General features: G+C 62.1%; 20 protein-coding genes. 15 read left to right on the top strand and 5 right to left on the bottom strand.

The genetic code is table 11. The annotated features are described in order from the left end of the window. Positions 1-5: 5 nt before the first annotated feature. The 9 genes from O7A70_RS17580 to O7A70_RS17540 all read left to right on the top strand — a co-directional run bounded on the left by O7A70_RS17580 (position 6) and on the right by O7A70_RS17540 (position 9,415). Positions 6-1,157: an efflux RND transporter periplasmic adaptor subunit gene (locus O7A70_RS17580; protein WP_337141499.1), complete on the top strand. Its 1,152-nt coding sequence runs from the start codon at positions 6-8 to the stop codon at positions 1,155-1,157. Between the two features lie 190 nt (positions 1,158-1,347). Further along, on the top strand, positions 1,348-2,040 hold the full coding sequence (locus O7A70_RS17575; protein WP_337141497.1) for a GntR family transcriptional regulator: 693 nt from the start codon (positions 1,348-1,350) through the stop codon (positions 2,038-2,040). 35 nt (positions 2,041-2,075) lie between these two features. Then, positions 2,076-3,182 (top strand): mandelate racemase/muconate lactonizing enzyme family protein, encoded by a 1,107-nt coding sequence (locus O7A70_RS17570; RefSeq protein WP_337141496.1) that lies wholly within the window; start codon positions 2,076-2,078, stop codon positions 3,180-3,182. Then, positions 3,179-3,370, top strand: coding sequence for a hypothetical protein (locus tag O7A70_RS17565; RefSeq protein ID WP_337141495.1), 192 nt, complete (start codon positions 3,179-3,181; stop codon positions 3,368-3,370). The genes O7A70_RS17570 and O7A70_RS17565 overlap by 4 nt, the downstream gene beginning before the upstream one ends. Positions 3,371-3,470: 100 nt before the next feature. Further along, the gene (locus O7A70_RS17560; RefSeq protein WP_337141494.1) at positions 3,471-4,055 is read left to right on the top strand and encodes a hypothetical protein; all 585 of its coding nucleotides are present in this window, start codon (positions 3,471-3,473) and stop codon (positions 4,053-4,055) included. Between the two features lie 58 nt (positions 4,056-4,113). After that, positions 4,114-4,878: an SDR family oxidoreductase gene (locus tag O7A70_RS17555; RefSeq protein ID WP_337141493.1), complete on the top strand. Its 765-nt coding sequence runs from the start codon at positions 4,114-4,116 to the stop codon at positions 4,876-4,878. A gap of 436 nt (positions 4,879-5,314) precedes the next feature. Beyond that, positions 5,315-6,289 carry an ABC transporter substrate-binding protein gene (locus O7A70_RS17550; protein WP_337141492.1) on the top strand — a complete coding sequence of 325 codons (975 nt, stop codon included), beginning with the start codon at positions 5,315-5,317 and terminating at the stop codon, positions 6,287-6,289. 76 nt (positions 6,290-6,365) lie between these two features. After that, positions 6,366-7,436 carry a quaternary amine ABC transporter ATP-binding protein gene (locus O7A70_RS17545; RefSeq protein ID WP_337141490.1) on the top strand — a complete coding sequence of 357 codons (1,071 nt, stop codon included), beginning with the start codon at positions 6,366-6,368 and terminating at the stop codon, positions 7,434-7,436. Continuing rightward, complete coding sequence (locus O7A70_RS17540) at positions 7,433-9,415, top strand: ABC transporter permease (protein WP_337141488.1); 1,983 nt, start codon at positions 7,433-7,435, stop codon at positions 9,413-9,415. Before O7A70_RS17545 ends, O7A70_RS17540 begins: the two co-directional genes overlap by 4 nt. A 19-nt stretch (positions 9,416-9,434) precedes the next feature. On the opposite strand, the gene O7A70_RS17535 is transcribed toward O7A70_RS17540, so the two are convergent. After that, complete coding sequence (locus O7A70_RS17535; protein ID WP_337141487.1) at positions 9,435-10,793, bottom strand: NAD(P)/FAD-dependent oxidoreductase; 1,359 nt, start codon at positions 10,791-10,793, stop codon at positions 9,435-9,437. Between the two features lie 258 nt (positions 10,794-11,051). Here O7A70_RS17535 and O7A70_RS17530 point away from each other — a divergent pair, with 258 nt between their 5' ends. Beyond that, entirely contained in the window at positions 11,052-11,768 is a 717-nt protein-coding gene (locus O7A70_RS17530; protein ID WP_140507935.1) for a helix-turn-helix domain-containing protein, read from the top strand. A gap of 157 nt (positions 11,769-11,925) precedes the next feature. After that, positions 11,926-12,297, top strand: coding sequence for an endonuclease domain-containing protein (locus tag O7A70_RS17525; protein WP_337107848.1), 372 nt, complete (start codon positions 11,926-11,928; stop codon positions 12,295-12,297). A gap of 128 nt (positions 12,298-12,425) precedes the next feature. Here O7A70_RS17525 and O7A70_RS17520 read toward each other — a convergent pair whose 3' ends face one another. The 4 genes from O7A70_RS17520 to O7A70_RS17505 form a co-directional block, all read right to left on the bottom strand. After that, positions 12,426-13,466, bottom strand: coding sequence for a heme-dependent oxidative N-demethylase family protein (locus O7A70_RS17520; RefSeq protein ID WP_337141485.1), 1,041 nt, complete (start codon positions 13,464-13,466; stop codon positions 12,426-12,428). Between the two features lie 91 nt (positions 13,467-13,557). Then, on the bottom strand, positions 13,558-14,523 hold the full coding sequence (locus tag O7A70_RS17515; RefSeq protein WP_337141484.1) for a PDR/VanB family oxidoreductase: 966 nt from the start codon (positions 14,521-14,523) through the stop codon (positions 13,558-13,560). Beyond that, positions 14,520-15,116, bottom strand: coding sequence for a dimethylamine monooxygenase subunit DmmA family protein (locus tag O7A70_RS17510; protein ID WP_337141483.1), 597 nt, complete (start codon positions 15,114-15,116; stop codon positions 14,520-14,522). Before O7A70_RS17510 ends, O7A70_RS17515 begins: the two co-directional genes overlap by 4 nt. A 38-nt stretch (positions 15,117-15,154) precedes the next feature. Beyond that, positions 15,155-16,288, bottom strand: coding sequence for an aminomethyltransferase family protein (locus tag O7A70_RS17505; protein ID WP_027142263.1), 1,134 nt, complete (start codon positions 16,286-16,288; stop codon positions 15,155-15,157). A gap of 287 nt (positions 16,289-16,575) precedes the next feature. On the opposite strand from O7A70_RS17505, the gene O7A70_RS17500 reads away from it, so the two are divergent. From O7A70_RS17500 to O7A70_RS17485, 4 genes are read left to right on the top strand one after another with little or no spacing between them, the layout of a single operon-like run. Continuing rightward, positions 16,576-16,863 carry a hypothetical protein gene (locus O7A70_RS17500; RefSeq protein WP_027142262.1) on the top strand — a complete coding sequence of 96 codons (288 nt, stop codon included), beginning with the start codon at positions 16,576-16,578 and terminating at the stop codon, positions 16,861-16,863. A gap of 12 nt (positions 16,864-16,875) precedes the next feature. After that, positions 16,876-17,253: a hypothetical protein gene (locus O7A70_RS17495; RefSeq protein WP_023771056.1), complete on the top strand. Its 378-nt coding sequence runs from the start codon at positions 16,876-16,878 to the stop codon at positions 17,251-17,253. 32 nt (positions 17,254-17,285) lie between these two features. Next, complete coding sequence (locus tag O7A70_RS17490; RefSeq protein ID WP_027142261.1) at positions 17,286-17,447, top strand: hypothetical protein; 162 nt, start codon at positions 17,286-17,288, stop codon at positions 17,445-17,447. Between the two features lie 14 nt (positions 17,448-17,461). Next, a complete protein-coding gene (locus O7A70_RS17485; RefSeq protein ID WP_140507951.1) occupies positions 17,462-18,868 on the top strand; it encodes an APC family permease in 1,407 nt (468 codons plus the stop codon). Positions 18,869-18,911 lie beyond the last annotated feature (43 nt).

The raw sequence follows: 18,911 nt of genomic DNA, 5'->3' as shown, positions 1-18,911 counted from the left end.
TGATTATGCGTAAATGGAAAATCGCGTTGGGAACGGCTGTCGCGCTGGGTGCGATCTCGGTTGCCAGCGTCCACCTGCTGGACATGGGCAATATCAGTCTGAATGCCGGCACGGCCGGGGCCGCGCCGGCTCCAGCAGCGTTCGTCATGCCGGTGCCGGTGGCGAGCGTGGTCAAGAAGACGATCCCGATCTACCTCGACTATGCCGCCCGGACCGAGTCGATCCGCAGCATCACGCTGCAGGCGCGCGTCCCCGGCTACCTGCAGGAACAGACGGCGCAAGACGGCGCCGACGTGCGGCAGGGCGACTTGCTCTACAAGATCTCGCCTGACGATTTCCAGGCCGCGCTCGACCAGGCGAAGGCACAGGTGCAGCGCGATACGGCGACGCTCGATTATGCGCGTTCCAATCTCGGCCGCGGTACCGAGCTCGCCAAGAGCGGTTACCTGGACAAGGACAGCTTCGACCAGCGCACCAGCACCTTGCGCGGGGCGCAGGCGTCGCTGGCGCTCAACCAGGCTGCCGTGCGCACGGCCGAGCTCAATCTGAGCTATGCTGAAATCCACGCGCCGTTCCCCGGACGCCTGGGCCGCAACCAGGCTTCCGTGGGAACGCTGGTCAGCGTTGCCGGCACCGTGCTCAACACGCTGGTGCAGCTCGATCCGATCTACGTCACCTTCAATCCGAGCGAGACGGATCTGGCGCAAATCGAGGAAGCGCGCGCTGCCGGCCCGATCGAGGTCGAGGTCCTGCTTCCGGGTGAGACCGAAGCCCACCAGAAGGGCGAGCTCACCTTTATCGACAACACGATCGATCACTCGACCGGCACGATCACCGCACGCGCCACCATCGGCAACGCCAAGTTCACGCTCTTGCCTGGCCAGTACGTTCGCGTGCGGCTGCACGTCAAACAACAGCCCGATGCGCTGATGGTGCCGCAGGTCGCGCTGGGATCAAGCCAACTCGGCAAATATCTCTACGTCGTCGGCAAGGGCAATACGGTCGACCAGCGGCTGGTTTCGCTCGGGCCGACCAGCGGCGATATGGTCGCCATCCTCAGCGGCGTCGCCGAAGGCGACCAGGTGATCACAGGCAACCTGCAGAAGATCGGCCCCGGAATGCCGATTTCGCCCCTCCCACAGAAACCGGCTACCTGACTCCCCCGCAGGCCCGGTTTCCGCGCGGCGCCCTCGACTTTTTCCCAGGGTCGCGGGCGCCGTTTTCACGAGCAGACCGACCAAGGCGGCGACGTCGGCGCCGTCGGAAACTGGAAATCCGACCCCGAGCTCTTGTTAGATTGTCGACAATCTGATTGTCTTGCCTTCTGTGCTCGCTGGAGTGGACCGGATGGTGAAGACGGAGTTCAGCCCGATTGCCGACACGACGCGCCGCGCCGAAATCGTGGCACTGCTGCGGCGCGCGATCCTGACTGGTCAGCTTGAGCCCGGCCAGAGGCTCAACGAACTCAGGATTTCCGAACAGATGCGGGTCAGCCGTGCGCCGCTGCGCGAGGCGATGCGCGAGCTGGTGCAGGAAGGCATCCTGACCAGCACCCCCTATGCCGGCACCTTCGTCATCAATGTCACCGCCAAGGACATCGACGACGTCTATTCGCTCAACAAGGTGCTGGACGAGTTCGCCATCGAACGGACGTGGAAGCAGCGCGACCAGCGTTTCTTCGAAGAGCTTGACCGGCGGCATGAGGCGGTGAAACAGGCGACCCGAGACCGCGACACCACAAGGCAGATCGAAACCGCGCTGCAACTGCATGGCCTGATCCATGAATGGGCCGACAATTCGGTGCTCCTGGAAACCTGGCAAAGGCTGACCAGCCGTTTGCAGATGTACTTCGCCCTCCACCAACAGGCGCGAAAGGAAGCCGTGCCGGCCGAAGATATCCATGAAACCTATGTGGCGCTGCTCAAGGGCGACGACATGCGTGCCGCCCAGCGCCATGCCCGCGAGCATATCGACCTCGATTTCGAAGAGCTTCTTGCCTATGCGCGCGGCCTCGAAAGGCGCCCGTCGAAAGGCGCCTGACCCCCTTCCCTCATCGCGGATAATGGATACCCCACGTGCAGATCGAAACCATCAAAGCCTATCACGTCGTGCAGCCCTTCGTGGACGGCCCCTATCGCATGTCCAAGGGACGCGTGGCCGACTGCTTCGACGCCGTGATCGTCTCCATCACCTCCGACAGCGGCATCACCGGATGGGGTGAGATGGCGCCGCTCGGCAATTTCTACTCGGCCGCCTTCCCCGCCGGCACAAGGGCCGGCGTGCCGGAGATCGCACCGCATCTTATCGGCCAGGACCTGTGCGGGCTGGCCAGCATCGGCCGGCTGATGGACACCGTGTTCAAGGGCCATCCCTACATCAAATCAGCGCTCGACATGGCCTGCTGGGATCTGGCGGCGCGCGCCGTCGGCGTGCCGCTGGTGACGCTGCTCGGCGGCAAGGAAAGCGACACGGCGGAACTCTACAAGGTCGTTACCCATGGCACGGTCGATCAAATGGCCGCACTTGCCGGGCGCATCGTCGAGGACGGCTTCCGCCGGCTGCAGGTCAAGGTCGGCGGCAATGTCCATGACGACATCGAACGCGTCACCGCGGTCGCCGCCTCGGTGCCGAAAGGCACTGTCATTTTCTGCGACGCCAATGCCGGTTGGGCGCCTTACCAGGCGCGGCAGTTCGCCGATGCGACGCGGGCGATCGACTATACGTTCGAGCAGCCCTGCACGACGATCGACGAGAACATGTCCGTGCGCCGCATGCTCGACAAACCGATGGTGCTCGACGAATCCGTCACTTCGCTCGAGGCGATGCTGGAAATCCATCGCCTCGGCGCGGCCGATGGACTGACGCTGAAGATCTCGCGGCTCGGCGGCGTCACCAAGACCCGACTGATCCGGGACGTCGCCGTCGACCTCGGCTTCATGATCACGGTCGAGGATACCGGCGGCGCCGAGATCGATACATCCGCCATGGCGCATCTGTCGCTGTCGACGCCGGAGGAGCGCCGGCTGCACGCGATTGCCTTTCATGAATGGGTGACGGTGCGCACCGCGTCGAACGCGCCGCCGGTCACCGGCAGCCGCATGGGCATTCCCGCCGGGCCGGGCCTTGGCATCGACGTCGTTCCCGACCTGCTTGGCAAGCCGTTCTTCGAGATCGGCCGGTGAAGATCCGCAGCATCAAGGCCACGCCGCCGAGGCCGGCGGCGACCGTCATCATCAATAATGTTCTCGCCCAACGGCCGGTCGGCCGCGACGCCTTCGACATTGCCGGCGCCGAACATGTGTGCCTGCCCTTCTGGACCGACGTGCAGTCGATCAATGACCGCACCCGCGCCTCGGACGGATATTTCTGAAGCCGTCACGTAGTCGATTGCACTCGAGGTCTGCCTGGGTTTCGTATTTTCCTCCGTCCCGGTCGGTGTTAGGCTGAACACTCACGGCGGACGATTGCTCATGACGGCATTTCATCACGCGGCCGTTGCCTGGCTCGTTGGCCTCGTCGCGCTGCCCGCAGTGGGATTTGCCGAAAGTCCGCCAACGTTCGAGCTCAAGCTCGATATCGACCAGGACGGCAAGATGGATTGGGCGAGGGTGATGCAGGAGCTTGGTGCGCCGGCCGATCTCTATATTTACTTGGCAACCGGCGAGGAGAAGTTCGATTCCTCGCGTCGCCCCGATTTCGTCAGGAAAGGACTGACGGAAGATCGGGTCCTCGACCTTGAAATCAAGGGCAAGGGATCGCTGGCGATAACGTCCTGCTTCGGATGCGGCGCCAGCAAGTCGACGGAAGAAACCATGACGATCGTCTATCGCCGGGGCCAATTCCTGGTCGGTGGCTACAGCCGCAGTTGGGATTGGAACCAGCAGACGTCGGATGGCGTCAAGACGACGCTCGGCGGCTGCGACATCAACTATCTCACAGGCGTAGGCATCGTCTCCAAGGACCTTGAAGAGGGCAAGCCGATCAAGGGCAAGTTCAAGCCCGTGCCGCTCAAGGCCTGGTCCACTGACCGGCGCCCAAAGGCTTGCGACTTCTGATGAGATTGATCAAAGGACGGCAATGCGCATAACCTCCTTCGACAAGGGAGGCAAGGCAATGGATCTTTTCAAACTGGAGGGCGATGTCGCACTGGTCACTGGTGCCGGCAGCGGCATTGGCCAGGCAATCGCGATCGGGCTGGCCGAGGCAGGCGCCGATGTCGCCTGTTTCGGCCATACGTCGAAGGGCGGGCTGGACGACACCGCTCACCGGATCACGGCACTCGGCCGCCGGGCGCTGGTGCTGACCGGCACCGTGACCTCGGATAGCGATCTCGCGGCGGCCATCGATCGCGTAGAAGCCGAACTCGGTGCGTTGACGGTCGCTGTCAACAATGCCGGCATTGCCGGCTCGGAACCAGCGGAGACACTGCCGCTGGAAAAGTGGCGGAAAGTGCACGACGTCAACGTCGCCGGTGTGTTCCTGTCCTGCCAGGCCGAAGCGCGCAAGATGCTGGCGCGGGGCAAGGGCTCGATCATCAACATCGCCTCGATGTCGGGCACCATCGTCAATCGCGGGCTGACGCAGGCGCACTACAATTCCTCGAAGGCCGCCGTCATTCATCTGTCGAAGAGCCTCGCCATGGAATGGGCCGATCGTGGGCTGCGCGTCAATGTCGTCAGCCCGGGCTACACGCTGACGCCGATGAACAAACGGCCGGAGGTGGCCGAACAGGTGAAGATCTTCAAACGCGACACGCCAATGGGACGCATGGCGGCGCCCGAGGAAATGGTCGGGCCGACGGTGTTCCTGGCCAGCCGGGCGTCGAGCTTCGTCACCGGCCTCGACCTGATCGTCGATGGCGGCTACGTCTGCTGGTAACGGGACATGCGAGCCATGTCCCGCCGGCTTCGCCTGCGGTCTGAAATTCCGGCGCAAGCGTGGCGTTAGTCGTTGCGCGGCATGAACGTTGGTATATATAATTTCATCCTATGAAACAGTGCTGGCGAGACGGGGCTTGCCAGGGCTATAGCCGAGAGCAATTCCGCCGGAAATGCTCGGGATCATGGGACCTTGATGGCTCGCACCTTGCAGGGCGTTGCAGGACTGGCAATTGATCCGCGGATCGCCGTCGCGACGATCGATCGGCCATGAGACTGCCCGCCTCGGCAGCGTTCGTTATCACCGAAATCGAGCATCGCCGCGCCTGCGCTGGCGATAACGGCCTTGCGCAACAGCCGGCCTTTCCAACACAATCAAGAAAAGACGCAAAAAGGGAACGACCAACAATCGTCACAGCTTGAAGGAGAACCAAGCAATGCCAATTCGCAGTGTGATTTCAAAATTCTCAATGGGAGTTTTTGCACTTGCCGCGGCAAGTGTGCTGGTGCCAACGGCGCAGGCAGCGGCACCGGAATCCAACGACCCGATCAAGATTGCTTTGTTCGACTGGACCAGCGTCAACCTCAACGCCAAGATCCTCGGCGGCATCCTGGAAAAGCTCGGCTATACCGTCGAATACCCCACCGCCGACTACCTCTCCAGCCTGACAACCGGCCTCACCAATGGCGATATCGATGTCGGCCTGGAGTTCTGGGACACCACCGCCGGCGAAGCCATGAAGGCTTCCGACGCCACGGGGCAGACCGAAAGGCTGGGCAAGCTCGGGCCCAAGGCCAAGGAAGAGTGGTGGTTTCCCGAATACATGAAGGAAAAGTGCCCGACCTTGCCGGATTGGCACGCGCTGCTCGACGCCACCTGCGCGGCATCGTTCTCGACCGCCGAGACGGCGCCGAAGGGGCGCTACCTCGGCGGCCCGGTGACCTGGGAAGGCTTTGACGATGAACGTGTCGCGGCGCTGAAACTGCCCTTCACCGTCATCCATGCCGGCACCGATGCGGCGATGTTCGCCGAACTGGATTCCGCCTATCAGCGCAAGGCGCCGATCATGCTGTGGATTTATTCGCCGCATTGGGCGCCCGCAAAATACAAGGGCGAATGGGTGCAGTTCCCGGAATACACGCCCGAATGCTACAACGACCCGAAATGGGGCGTGAACCCGGACGCCAAATACGACTGCGGCAAGCCGCATGGCGAGATCTGGAAATACTCCTGGAACGGCATGAAGGACAAATGGCCGGTCGCTTACAAGGTGGCCAAGGCCTACACGGTCGATACCGACGAGTTGAACAAGATGAGCGGCGAGATCGACCTCGACGGCAAGACGCCGGAAGACGTCGCCGCCGCCTGGATCGCCGCCCACGAGGCAGACTGGAAAGCCTGGGCGCAGTGATCGCTCCGACTGGAAAAGGGAGACCCGGCTGATATCAGCCGGGTCTCAATTCCTGATGCTCCAGAAGGACGACTGAATGACGGAAGCGATTGAACAGGCATCGAATGCGGGAAAAAATCCCCGCCCGATAAAACTTGCCTGCCGTAATGTCTGGAAACTGTTCGGCTCGAACGCCGCCGATTTCATCCGCGAGCGCGACGGCAAGGCCAGCATGGCTGACGTCTCGGCGGCGGGGCTGGTGGGTGCGGTGCGCGCCGTCGACCTCGAAATCCGGCAGGGCGAGATCTTCATCATCATGGGCCTGTCGGGCTCCGGCAAGTCGACGCTGGTGCGCTGCATGTCGCGGCTGGTCGAACCGACACATGGCAAGGTCGAATTCGAAGGCAAGGACCTGCTCAAGATTTCCGATGCCGCGCTGATCGAACTCAGGCGTCATCGCATGGGCATGGTGTTCCAGAATTTTGCCCTGCTGCCGCATCTCAACGTGCTCGACAACATCGCCTTCCCGCTCAGCATCCAGGGACAGGATCGTTCGACACGCGAGGCGCGCGCCCGCGAAGTCATCGAACTCGTCGGCCTGCGCGGGCGCGAGCATTTCTACCCGCGCGAATTGTCGGGCGGCCAGCAGCAGCGCGTCGGCATCGCCCGCAGCCTCGCAACCAAGCCCGAGATATGGTTCCTCGACGAGCCGTTCTCTGCGTTGGATCCGCTCATCCGCCGCGAAATGCAGGATGAGTTGATGCGGCTGCAGACCATGCTGCACAAGACCATTGTGTTCATCACCCATGATTTCGACGAGGCGATCAGGCTCGCCGACCGCATCGCCATCATGAAGGACGGCGAGGTGATCCAGATCGGCACGCCGGAAGAACTGGTGGTCAATCCGGCGACCGACTATGTCGCCGAGTTCACCCGCGACGTCGACCGCGCCAAGGTGATCTCGGCGCGCAGCCTGATGCGTGACTGCGATGGCGCCGAGCATGGCGGCACGGTGGCGCCGGAGGCCAAGATTGCGAGTTTTTCCGCCAGCATCGTTGCCGCCGGAAAACCGTTCGCGGTGATCAACGGCACCGGCACGCCGATCGGCGAAGTGACGCCGCAAGCGGTGATCGATCTGCTGGCCGGCATCGAGCGAGCCGGCGCATGACGGTGACGGCAAGCGCCAGCCAGACAAGGCCACCAATTCAGCGGTGGCTGGTGATCTGGGTGCTCGCGCTTGCCGCCGTGCTGGCGGTGTTCCTGCTGCAGGACAGACTGCCATGGGCCGTCAACTATCCGGTCGAGGCGGTCGTCCCCGTCGCCGACTGGGTCAGCTCGCTGATGGGCTGGATCAAGTCGAACCTGTCCTGGCTGACCCGCTCGGTCACCGCGGTGCTCGGCGTGCCGCTCGACTTCGCGCTCAATCTCTTGGCCAAGAATTTCAAGTTCGGCCACGGCGCCGACGCTTTCGTGTTGCCGCGCCTGTCCTGGGTTGGCGTCTGCGCGGCGGCGTTCCTTGCCGGCTATGCGGCCGGCGGCAGAAAACTCGGCCTGCTGGTTGGCGGCTGTTTCCTCTACATCGCGCTGTTCGGCCAATGGACCAGCGCCATGCTGACCCTGGCGCTGATCTCGATCGCCGTGCCGTTCTGCATCGTCACCGGGCTATTCGCCGGGATCTGGGCGTGGCGCAAGCCGTGGGCGGAGCGGTTCGTCGTCTCCCCTGCCCTCGACCTGATGCAGACCATCCCGACCTTCGCCTATCTCATCCCGATGCTGCTGCTGTTCGGCAACAGCCCGGTCTCGGCGATGATCGCCACCGCCATCTTCGCCACGCCGCCGATGGTGCGGGCAACGATGCTGGGCCTATCGCGGGTGCCGTCCGAGATCGACGATTTCAGCGAAATGGCCGGCTGCACGGCGCGGCAGAAACTGTGGCGCGTGCTGTTGCCCTCGGCGCGGCCGACGCTGATGGTGGGCGTCAACCAGGTTATCATGCTGGCGCTGAACATGGTGATCATCGCCTCGATGATCGGCGCCGGCGGGCTTGGCTACGACGTGTTGCTCGCCCTGCGCGCGCTGAAGGTCGGTGAAGCGATGGAAGCCGGACTCGCGATCGTCGCGCTCGCCATCGCGCTCGACCGGCTGAGCCAGGCCATCGCCCACAAGCAGGCAACAGGCAATGTCCACCGGTCGTCCGCGAGCCCGCGTTTCTGGCGGCGCTACCCCAATCTGACGCTGGCCATCGCCATCCTTGTCGTCACGACGCTGCTCGGCCTGTTCGTGCCGGCCTTCGCGGCCGTGCCGAAGGCGATCACCTTCACCACCGCGCCATTGTGGAAAGCGGCTGTGAACTGGGTGACGATCAACTTTTTCGACGTTATCGAAGCGTTTCGGGTGGCGCTGATCCTCAATGTGCTCAATCCAGTGCGCGCCTTCTGCGAAGGGTTTCCGTGGCTGGGCGCGGTGTTCCTGCTCGGCCTTGCCGGCTACCGGCTCTCAGGTTTGCGGCTGGCCGCACTTGTCGCGGCACTCACCGCCTTCTGCGCCCTCACCGGCCTTTGGGAAAAGACCATGGCGACGGTCTATCTCTGCGGCATATCGGCCTTCATAGCCTGCCTGATCGGCATTCCGATCGGGCTGATGGCAGCGCGCAGCGACCGATTCGAAAAGATCGTCACGCCCGTCATCGACACACTGCAGGTGCTGCCGTCTTTCTGCTTCATTATTCCGGTGGTGATGCTGTTCCGTGTCGGCGACGTCACCGCGATGATCGCCACGGTTGCCTTCGCCGTGGTGCCGGCAATCCGCTACACCAATCACGGCATCCGGCAGGTGCCGCCGGCGCTGATCGAGGCCGCGAAGGTTTCGGGCTGCACGCCGCGCCAGACTTTCTTTCGGGTGCAACTGCCGCTGGCGCTGCCGGAGATCATGCTCGGCGTCAACCAGACCATCCTGATGGCGCTGGCGATGATCATCATCTGCGCCATGGTCGGCACGCGCGACCTCGGCCAGGAAGTGTTCATCGCATTGTCGAAGGCCGATTCCGGCCGCGGCATCGTCGCGGGCCTGGCCATCGCCTTCATCGGCATCGTCGCCGACCGGCTGTTCAATGCCTGGACGGCGAAGGCGCGGGCAAGGCTCGGATAGTCAGGAAGATGCGCCGCGGCTACTCCGCCGCGACGCCCTTCACCTCGAGGTAGCTCTCCATGGAATCATCCAGCGCCTGCAGCCAGGGCGTGTGGTGCAGTGGCGCCATGGTGCCGGTCATCAGCGAGCGGTAGGCGTGGTCGCGGAAGCTCATAATGTCTTCGCCCTTGTGGTGCTCCCACTCCATGAAGGTCTGGTTGACCGCCTCGACGTCGAAGCCTGGATAGTCGGTCTGGTCCATCAACTCCTTGGTGTAGTCACCCTGGAACCAGATCATCTGCTCGGCATCCTCGAGCGTTTCCTCGCGGGCGCGCCATTTCGCGCCATGCGCCGCCATCGCCTCGGCCGAGGGCAACTTGATGCGGCCCATGATGACGTCGCGCGCGAACCAGGCCTGCGCGTCGAACATGTTGAAGGTGTAGAACTGGTCCTGCATGCCGATGTAGGAAAGCTTCGGGTTCTTCTCCCAGACGACACCCTCATAGAGGTCCAGCGGCCACATGCGGTTGGCGGTCTTGAGCTTGAGGTCGTCGGTGAGGAAGGGGAAGGAATGGAGGTAGCCGGTGCACAGGATGATGGCGTCGACATCCTTGGTCGTGCCGTCCTTGAAATGCGCTGTCTTGCCGACGACCTTCTGCAGCAGCGGCACCTCTTTCCAATTCTCGGGCCATTTGAAGCCCATCGGCTTCGAGCGGTAGCTGGAGGTGATCGATTTCGCGCCGTATTTGTAGCATTGCGAGCCGATATCCTCGGCCGAATAGGAGCGGCCGATGATCAGGATGTCCTTGCCCTTGAACTCCATCGCGTCGCGGAAATCGTGGCTGTGCAGGATGCGGCCGTTGAAGGTCGAGAAGCCCTCGAAATAGGGCACGTTGGGCACGGAGAAATGCCCCGAAGCGACGACGACATTGTCGAACTCCTCGGAGTAAGTCACGTCATTGGTGCGGTCATGCGCGGTGACCGTGAATTTCTTCGTCTCGTCGGAGAAGGTGACCATGCGCACCGGGCTGTTGAAGCGCACCCATTTGCGCAGGCCCGACTTCTCGACGCGGCCCTTGATGTAATCCCACAGCACGGCGCGCGGCGGATAGGAGCCGATCGGACGGCCGAAATGCTCCTCGAACGTGTAGTCGGCGAATTCCAGGCATTCCTTCGGCCCGTTCGACCAGAGATAACGATACATCGAGCCGTGGACAGGATCGCCATGTTCGTCGAGGCCGGTGCGCCAGGTGTAGTTCCACAGGCCGCCCCAGTCGGACTGCTTTTCAAAGCAGACGATCTCGGGAATGTCGGCGCCCTTGTCGGCGGCCGACTTGAAGGCCCTGAGCTGGGCCAGACCGGACGGTCCAGCTCCGATAACGGCAACGCGAGTGTTCATTCCGGGCCTCCTCTTTTTGATTTCCCCAGCGAAACAAATTTCACTGGCAGTGACAGTAATTGGCCGCTTGGTGCTGTCAACAGACATCTGCGGGAACGGCATTTGCGCACAGCGTATTCCTGGCGAAAAACCTGCGGCAGCCGCGATGGCTGCACTGCCGTGTGCGACATAAGATGGCTTGCCGTTGCGGTTGCGCTCTGTATCGGCACCTGACATGTTCACCTTGAGTGAAATAAATCCTGACGATCGGGGGGCGACATGGCAAAGGCAATTTCGGATACCAAGGCTCCCGCGAGCGCAAAGGCAAAACCGTCACCGAAAGTGTCGGCGGATGGCAGGACCATCCGCGCGCCACTGACACAAAACCCGCACGCCATTCGCGACACCCGCGAAAAAGTCCTGGAGGTCGCGATCGGCCGCGAGGTGCGGGCCTTCCGCAAGAAGCTCGGCATCACCGTCGCGGATCTCGCGGTCGCCACCGACATTTCGCTGGGCATGCTGTCGAAGATCGAGAATGGCATCACCTCGCCGTCGCTGACCACCTTGCAGGCGCTGTCGCGGGCGCTCGGCGTTCCCGTCACCGCTTTCTTCCGCCGCTTCGAGGAGGAGCGAAGTGCCGTCTTCGTCAAGGCCGGCCAAGGCCTCGATGTCGAACGCCGCGGCACGCGCGCCGGCCACCAATATAATTTGCTCGGCCATATCGGGTCGAACACCAGCGGCGTCGTCGTCGAACCCTATCTGATCACGCTGACCGAGGATTCGGATGTATTCCCGACGTTCCAGCATGAGGGCATGGAGTTCCTCTACATGCTCGAGGGCGAGGTCGTTTACAGGCACGGCAGCAATCTTTATCCGATGAAGCCTGGCGACAGCCTGTTCTTCGACGCCGACGCACCGCACGGGCCCGAACAACTGACGAAGCTGCCGATGCGCTATTTGTCGATTATTTGCTATCCGCAGAATAGTGCGGGTTGAGGTGTGGCCAATCTCCCCTTGGTCTCCTCCTGAGGGAGGTCGGCAGCCTCGCGGCGGCTCCTCTTTGGAGCGTTAGCGATCGGCGAAAGCCGAAGTGACATCCGATCTCCCCCCTTGAGGGGGAGATGTCCGGCAGGACAGAGGGGGGCGAACCGCGATGACGCATAATCTAGTATCAGCCAACAACCGCGGCAATGCGCGCAGGATGCGCAAGGTGATGACCGATGCCGAACTCAAGCTCTGGAATGAGCTCAGGGCACACAGGCTGATGGGAATGGGGTTTCGGCGCCAGATGCCTATTGCCGGCCATATAGTCGATTTTGCATGCCCGGACAAAAAGCTCATCATCGAGCTTGATGGTTCCCAGCATGGTCAAGCCGAAACGTTGGAATTCGACGCTGCAAGAACCGCCAAGTTCGAAGCGCTGGGCTGGACTGTCCTGCGTTTCTGGAACGACGACGTCATCCGCGATGTCGACAATGTCTGCCAGCATGTCGTGATTGTGGTTGGGTTGGGGGGCGCGTCGTGAGTTTCGCGGAAGCGCTGGGGTGGACATGGGGCAAGGCTGGCGCTCGACGACGCCCCCTTCGCCCTGCCGGGCATCTCCCCCTCTTGGGGGGAGATTGGCTGCGTGGAGAGCAGCGCCATACCAGCAATTCAATCCGGTCCAAACCCTGGGCTCGTCGCACTCCCATCATCCAGCTTCGACAGCCACTCGACCAGCGTCGACCGATACCGGGTCAGGCCTTTGTAATTGGCCAGTTCCTCGGGCAGATCGCGGATCACGCGGTGCAGGCGCTGTGCCCATTTCGGCTGCGTCACCAATTCGTCCATCTTGATCAGGTAGCAGCGGATCGGGAAGACGATGCCGTTTGAACGCGGCAGCCGCCAGAAGCTTTGCAGTTCGACCCGTAGATGCACCTTGTCGCCGACATTTTCGGGCGTCACGGTCGTGCGGTCCGGTCCCCATTTGTGATAATTTTCGGGGCTGGTATCGAGGCGCGGATTGATGGTCATCGTCCAGTTCAGGCGCCTGGCCGGTTTGCCCTGCTGGATGTTGGTGAGGAATTTTAGCGCCCTGACGAAAATCCCCTTCTCATGCGCCAGCGGCACCGGCGCGTGCCACTCGAAGAAATTCATGCCGATGTCGAAATCGAGCGACCAGTCGGCCTGGGTGGTGACCATGCCGGCATCCATCCACAGATTGCCGTCGCGCTGGTCGAGGATGCAGAAATCGCCCTGGCTTTGGCGGGTGATGTACTCCATCGGCCCGTAAGGCAAGGTCGAGGTATCGCCGAAGATGAAGGTGTCATCGATGCCAAGCGGGCGGTTGATCCAGCGCCAGCGGTCGCCATCGCGCGTCAGCGTGAAATGCTCGGGATAGCCCAGCGCCTGCTGCTCCATCAAAAGTTCCAGCAGGTCCCAACCGGCGAGCGTCATGTGCGGCAGCGACTGGCAGCGCAACGGATCCTCGGCCAGCACCAGCGCGCGGTCCTGCATCTCGGCGACATAATGCTCGTCGACGTCGATCAGGTTCTCCAGCACCGAGCCTTTCGGACCGACGACATGCGGCTCGATGTTGACCGCATACATGTAGCTGTCTTCGTGGAACGGGAACGGAAACCGCCTGATGTGCTCCGGGCTGTTCTTGAAGGTGAAGTCGTCGCGGAACGTTTCCTTGCGAAAGGTGATGCCCATGTTTTCCTCCTAGAGCGGGATGCCCGCCCTATCTCTTTGTTTTAGCCGCATTTCTGCGACGCCAAGTGTATTAACTTGGCTGAAAAATGCTCTATCGCTCCAGCACCAGCGACCGGCCTTCGAAGCGCGACACGCACGGCATGATCTTCCTGCCGGAACGGTGGTCTTCCTCGCTCAGCCAATGGTCGTTGTGGATGAACTTGCCGTCGCACGAGATGACGTTGGTCTCGCATTGGCCGCAAACCCCGCCACGGCAAAGGTAGGGCGGATCGACGCCGGCGGCTTCGATGGCTTCGAGCAGGCTCTGCTGCTCGCCGACGCGGATGGTCTTGCCGCTGACGGCCAGCGTCACGTCGAACGGCAGGCCGGGCTGCGGCGCCGCGAAATGCTCGTAGTGCACGGTCTCCGGCGGCCAGCCGAGCGCGGCGGCGCGGTCGCGCACCCAGTTGATCATGCCGGCGGGGCCGCAGACATAGAGGTGCGTGCCGAGCGGCTGCGAGGACAGCATCCGGTCGAGCTCTATGCGCTCCCCGCGGTCATCATGATACAACCGGACGCGACGGCCGTAGCGCTCCCGCAGCACGTCGGCATAGGTGCCGAGCGAGGCGGTGCGGCAGGTGTAGTGCAGTTCGAAATTGCCACCCTCCCCCGCAAGTTGGGCGGTCTGCGCCATGAACGGCGTGATGCCGATGCCGCCGGCCAGCATCAGGTGCTTCCTGGCGCGCAGGTCGAGTGAGAACAGATTGACGGGATAGCTGATCACCATCTCCAGGCCCGGCTTGACCGACCTGTGCATGAACAGCGAGCCGCCACGACCGACATCGTCGCGGCGCACCGAGATGGTGTATTCGCGCGTGTCGAGCGGCGAGCCCATCAGCGAATAGGGATTGAGCCTTGTGCGCTCGCCATCGCGCATCTCGACCACGACATGGGCGCCGCCGGAAAAGGTCGGCAACAGCTCGCCATCACGCCGGCGGAAATGGAAACGGGTGACCAGGTCGTTGACCGGGACGACATCGCTGACGACGACGTCGAGCTTGGTGGTTCCGGTGCTCATCGAAAGATCTCCTCCATGGGAGGAATTTCACTGCGATCTTCGGCATTGATGCAGACGCCCTGGAACGCGGCGAGACGCCTTGAATAGTGATCGCGTACCAGGAGAAGCAGGCCGCAATGAGAGCAGGTCGCCGGCTGCGTCGTGACATTCTCGGTGATGCCCTTGCAGTGCACGCACTGCATGCGCCGTGCCAGCGAGCCGCGATGCTCGGTCTGCATGGAGGTATGATCGATGCCGGCTTCGAGCGCCACCTGCATGGCCTGGCCGATCAACCCTTCGGTGCCGGCGAGATAGAGGCGCAGACCCATATGCGCGTTGGTCAGCGTCTGCTTCAGACGCGGCAGCAGACTGGCGAAGGACGGCGCGATGTGCAGTTGCGCCGGCTTCAACGCTTCGAGAGCCGCAACGTATTGGCCGTCAGGACCGGGAATGAAGACGATTTCGGCCCCGTCGAAGAACCCGTCCGGAGCCCTGGCGGCCAAGTCCGTTATCGCGAGCGCGCCTTCCGCATCCGCTAGGAAAAGGTGATGCGTGCCGAGCTGCGGAGACAGGGTCCCGTAAATCGGCCGGCTGATGATGGTCTTGGCTGCCATTCTGTCTTTGTGCCTCGAAACCCCTCGTCGATTATGCCTCAGCCTTTCGCCGTGCGCTTGGTCTTCTTGGGATCGTCGAACGGCAAGGGCTGCGCCGTCGCCTTGATGGAACCGCTCTTGTTACGAATTTCGAGCTTGGTGTCCTTGACCGCGCAGTCGACGTCGAGCCGGGCGATGCCCATCGATTTCTCGACCAGCGGCGAATACATGGCGCAGGTGACCACGCCGACCTTTTTGCCGTCGCGATAGACCGGAGCGCCTTCATCGGCCGGCTCCTTGCCGTCGAGCAGGACGCCGTAGATCTTGAAGCGCTCCTTGCCTTTCAGGCGATAGTGTTCTTCGGCACCGCGGAACCCGGTCTTGCCGGGGCTGACGGTGAAGTCGAGGCCGAGTTCCCAAAGCGTGTCGCCGGGGCCTTCGTTCTCGAACGGATATTTCTGCGAATTGTCATAAGGGTAGAACAAGAGGTAGCTCTCGACGCGCAGCATATCGAGGGTGGTGAAGCGGCACGGGATGATGCCGGCGCCCTTGCCCTCGTCGAGGATCCTGTCCCAGATCGTGCCGGCATCCTGGCCACGGCAGAAGATCTCGTAGCCGCGCTCGCCGGTATAGCCGGTGCGCGAGATCATGACGGGGAAGCCGAACAGCTGCGTCTGCATGTGATGGAAATAGTTGAGGTCGCGGATGCCGGGCACGTGCTTGGCCAGATAGTCGACCGCCGCCGGCCCCTGCAGCGACAAATCGTGCAGATTGTCGTCGAAGCGCAGCGACACGTCGCGGCCCATCGCCGCCCGCTGCAGTTCCTCGTGGCCGGTGCCCGAGCCGTGCACGACCATCCAGGAATTCGGTCCCGTGCGGTAGAGGATGCAGTCGTCGGTGAATTTTCCCGCTTCGTTCAGCATACAGGCATAGGCCGACTTGCCGGGATAGATTTTTTCGACGTCGCGCGTTGTGGCGAGGTCGATGAGATGCGAGGCGTGCGGCCCTGTGATGTGCACCTTCTTCAGGCCGGAAACATCCATGAGCCCGGCCTTGGTGCGTATGGCGATATATTCCTCATCAGCATCCTTGTCGTAGGTCCAGGCGGTGCCCATACCGCTCCAGTCTTCGAGTTTCGACCCCAGAGCGCGATGGCGATCCGCCAGGGTTGAAAATCTCCAGGATGCCGTCATCCGCTCGTCCTCCGTTCGAAAATCCTGCTGTTCCCTGCTCCTTTGCGCGAGGCCGGAGCTTTGGATGGAATATTGACCGCAAACGCGGGAAGCCTGCAATCCCCTTGAAGCAAATAATTTCATTGTCAGGCAAAATTATTCACTCGAAACGAGCGGTTAACGCTACGTAAATTAGTCTTGACAACTCCGAGATTCGGGCGGAACTTATGAAAAAAATTTCACTCTCTTGAAAGAGAGCGGCGGGCGGTGGATTCGGAACCGGACGTCGGCAAAGAAGGGGAAAACCGATGTCAGACCTGCAGCAGCGCATCGAGGCGCTGTACCGCTCCGACTTGCGCGGATCCGCGCTCCTGATCGTCTGCTTGTGGGCGACGATCCTCTTCGTCCTCTTCATGACGTGGCCATACATTCCGCAGGGCGGCATCAAGGCCGTCGTCGCCATTGCCGCCGCCGCGGTGCTCATCTTCAACACGGCAGCCATCCTGGCGATGGTCAAACACTACAAGGAAGACAAGGAGTTCATCTACGGGCTCGACATCAAGAACGCCGACGCATCCCGCAACCGCAAGTCCTGAGGGGGAGAAACAATGTCCCGCTATACGCCGCCGGAGCAGAGCAAGGCCGGGCAAGTTTTCGACATCGCCGTTGTCGTGGTCGCCATCTTCGTGGCGCTGTGGCTACCGCTGAAGCTTGGTCTTGCCGGTGCCGCGAAATCCATCGATGCGCTCGATGCCAAGACCTGGGAAGCGCTCGGGCAGAATCCGACGATGGCGTCGATCTGGGAAAAGCTCGGCTATACGCCGGAGACCGCTCACGACGTCATCCAGAACCGGTTCCACTACATCATCGACTGGCCGACGCTGATCATCATGGCGGCCGTACTGATCGGTTATTTCGTGTTCCTGTTCCGGGCATCCGACCGCGAATATCGCGATGTCATCAACGAAAAGTTCGACGACAAATAGAGTTTGACGACGAAGAATTTGGGGACACGATCATGTGGGTGGCACTCTCTTACGCATGCTGGGGCATCTCGATCGTGCTCGCGCTTTGGATGCTCTACGACTGGTTCAAGGTCGATACGAACTACTCCGAGGACGTTCTGACCTCGTCGCGCGAAGGCGAGCTTGAAGCCGTTTCCGAAAAACACCGGATCTGAGTGGGGATTGATCGATGACGGTCGCGCTTGAAAACACCACCACCACCACAATTCACGGCGACCGGGTATCGCTGCTTCGGGTGCTTGGCCCGGCCCATGTCTGGGCGCTCGGTGTCGGCATCGTTCTGGTCGGCGAGTTCACCGGCTGGAATTTCTCGGCCGACAAGGGCGGCGCGCTGGCGGCCCTGATCGTGTGCTGGGTCGTCGGGCTGCTCTACACCTCGGTGGCCATGATCGATTCCGAGGTGACGTCGACGGTGGCCGCCGCCGGCGGCCAATATGCGCAGGCCAAGCACATCGTCGGCCCGCTGATGGCCTTTAACGTCGCGCTGTTCCTGGTTTTTGCCTACACGATGCTGGAAGTGTCCGATGCCATCCTGCTCGGCGACACCATCGTTGCCAAGGCGGGAGTCGAAGGGCTAACCCACAATTCCTTCATCGCCGCCACCATCGTGGTTCTGGCCTGGCTCAACTATCGCGGCGTGCTGATGACGCTCAACGTCAACTTCGTCATAACGGCCATCGCCTATGTCTCGATCGTCGTCCTGTTCTTCTCGGTCAGCCCTTGGACGCAAGGCGCGGTGCTGAAGCTCAACGAACTGGTCACCCCAGGCAACGCGCTGCCCTATGGCTGGATCGGCGTCATCGCCGCCTTCCAGTTCGGCATCTGGTATTATCTCGGCATCGAAGGCACCACGCAGGCGGCCGAGGAAGTGCGCTCGCCGGCACGTTCCCTGCCCTACGGCACCATGGCCGGCATGATCACGCTTCTGATCGCCGCCGCCATGACCTGGTATGTCTGCGCCTCGCTGATGCCTTGGGAATATCTCGGCATCACCTATTATCCGCTCTGGGATGCCGGCAAGCTGACCGGAAGCCCGCTGCTGGAGAACCTTCTGTTCATAGCGACGCTGCTCGCCGCGCTTGCCTCCGCCAATGGCTGCATCAACGACGCGGCGCGCGCCTGGTTCTCGCTCGGCCGCGACCGCTATCTGCCGAGCTGGTTTTCGGCGGTGCATCCGAAATACCGCACGCCCTACCGATCGATCCTGTTCCTGCTGCCGATCGCTCTGGCCTTCGCCTTCATCGCCGATCTCAACCAGGCGATCACCTTCTCGATCCTGTCGGGCGTGCTGCAATACACTTTCATGAGCATCAACATCATGATGTTCAGGAAGAAGTGGCCGCTGGGCTCGATCCGCCGCGGCTACACGCACCCCTTCCATCCGCTGCCGGCAATCGTCCTGTTCTGCCTGTGCGTGGTGACCTTCTTCGCCATCTTCCTCGGCTTCGGCTCGCAGTTGATCGCCATGGTCGCCTTCTATTTCCTGATCTCGCTGTGGTTCCATTTCTACCGCTACAAATTCGTGCGGCGTGGCGACCAGTTCACCATGCCGTGGCCGAAACCGCAGGGCTATTGATGGGAGTAGGCCCGCCCAGGGTCTGGACGGGTCTTGCACGATA

It is taken from the genome of Mesorhizobium sp. Cs1299R1N1, from assembly GCF_037179655.1.
Lineage (GTDB): Bacteria > Pseudomonadota > Alphaproteobacteria > Rhizobiales > Rhizobiaceae > Mesorhizobium > Mesorhizobium salmacidum.
This window is presented reverse-complemented; position numbering and strand designations above follow the sequence as displayed.

What these genes read in the sequence shown, in the direction of transcription:
- O7A70_RS17580 (WP_337141499.1), top strand. Translation starts at nt 6, where the DNA reads ATGCGTAAATGGAAAATCGCGTTGGGAACGGCTGTCGCGCTGGGTGCG.
- O7A70_RS17575 (WP_337141497.1), top strand. Translation starts at nt 1,348, where the DNA reads ATGGTGAAGACGGAGTTCAGCCCGATTGCCGACACGACGCGCCGCGCC.
- O7A70_RS17560 (WP_337141494.1), top strand. Translation starts at nt 3,471, where the DNA reads ATGACGGCATTTCATCACGCGGCCGTTGCCTGGCTCGTTGGCCTCGTC.
- O7A70_RS17555 (WP_337141493.1), top strand. Translation starts at nt 4,114, where the DNA reads ATGGATCTTTTCAAACTGGAGGGCGATGTCGCACTGGTCACTGGTGCC.
- O7A70_RS17550 (WP_337141492.1), top strand. Translation starts at nt 5,315, where the DNA reads ATGCCAATTCGCAGTGTGATTTCAAAATTCTCAATGGGAGTTTTTGCA.
- O7A70_RS17545 (WP_337141490.1), top strand. Translation starts at nt 6,366, where the DNA reads ATGACGGAAGCGATTGAACAGGCATCGAATGCGGGAAAAAATCCCCGC.
- O7A70_RS17540 (WP_337141488.1), top strand. Translation starts at nt 7,433, where the DNA reads ATGACGGTGACGGCAAGCGCCAGCCAGACAAGGCCACCAATTCAGCGG.
- O7A70_RS17535 (WP_337141487.1), bottom strand. Translation starts at nt 10,793, where the DNA reads ATGAACACTCGCGTTGCCGTTATCGGAGCTGGACCGTCCGGTCTGGCC.
- O7A70_RS17530 (WP_140507935.1), top strand. Translation starts at nt 11,052, where the DNA reads ATGGCAAAGGCAATTTCGGATACCAAGGCTCCCGCGAGCGCAAAGGCA.
- O7A70_RS17525 (WP_337107848.1), top strand. Translation starts at nt 11,926, where the DNA reads ATGACGCATAATCTAGTATCAGCCAACAACCGCGGCAATGCGCGCAGG.
- O7A70_RS17520 (WP_337141485.1), bottom strand. Translation starts at nt 13,466, where the DNA reads ATGGGCATCACCTTTCGCAAGGAAACGTTCCGCGACGACTTCACCTTC.
- O7A70_RS17515 (WP_337141484.1), bottom strand. Translation starts at nt 14,523, where the DNA reads ATGAGCACCGGAACCACCAAGCTCGACGTCGTCGTCAGCGATGTCGTC.
- O7A70_RS17510 (WP_337141483.1), bottom strand. Translation starts at nt 15,116, where the DNA reads ATGGCAGCCAAGACCATCATCAGCCGGCCGATTTACGGGACCCTGTCT.
- O7A70_RS17505 (WP_027142263.1), bottom strand. Translation starts at nt 16,288, where the DNA reads ATGACGGCATCCTGGAGATTTTCAACCCTGGCGGATCGCCATCGCGCT.
- O7A70_RS17500 (WP_027142262.1), top strand. Translation starts at nt 16,576, where the DNA reads ATGTCAGACCTGCAGCAGCGCATCGAGGCGCTGTACCGCTCCGACTTG.
- O7A70_RS17495 (WP_023771056.1), top strand. Translation starts at nt 16,876, where the DNA reads ATGTCCCGCTATACGCCGCCGGAGCAGAGCAAGGCCGGGCAAGTTTTC.
- O7A70_RS17490 (WP_027142261.1), top strand. Translation starts at nt 17,286, where the DNA reads ATGTGGGTGGCACTCTCTTACGCATGCTGGGGCATCTCGATCGTGCTC.
- O7A70_RS17485 (WP_140507951.1), top strand. Translation starts at nt 17,462, where the DNA reads ATGACGGTCGCGCTTGAAAACACCACCACCACCACAATTCACGGCGAC.